The following is a 266-nucleotide window of genomic DNA, read 5'->3' as shown; positions in this document are numbered from 1 at the left end:
TTGTCGACCTGGCTGGAGACGGCCTTGTCGGCGACTGCCGCGGCCAGGGAGGCGGGGTCTGCCGCCGCGCGGGGGGCGCCGGTGCCTTGCTGGGCCGGGGGGACTCCGGGTGGGGCGGCGCTCGCGGGTGAGGGCTGCAGCGTCAGGGTCGCGGCTGTGGCCAGGCCGGCGACCGCCGCGAGTAAGGCTGTGCGTTTCACGCTGTGGTGCTCCTTTCGGCGGGCTCCCTCGGGCCGTTGCCGCCTTTGGGCGGGTGTGGGCCACCG

The 266-nt window shown here is 76.3% G+C and carries 1 protein-coding gene; it reads right to left on the bottom strand.

The genetic code is table 11. The features are described 5' to 3' along the window. Window positions 1-200: hypothetical protein (locus IEZ27_RS33075; protein ID WP_229824571.1), on the bottom strand; the 200-nt coding region annotated here is incomplete at its 3' end. Window positions 201-266: the final 66 nt, after the last annotated feature.

The sequence above is a fragment of the Nonomuraea spiralis genome, from assembly GCF_014648435.1.
In the GTDB taxonomy this organism is placed as follows: Bacteria; Actinomycetota; Actinomycetes; order Streptosporangiales; family Streptosporangiaceae; genus Nonomuraea; species Nonomuraea spiralis.
Note: the sequence above shows the minus strand (reverse complement) of the source record. Positions and strands in the feature narration are given on the sequence as shown.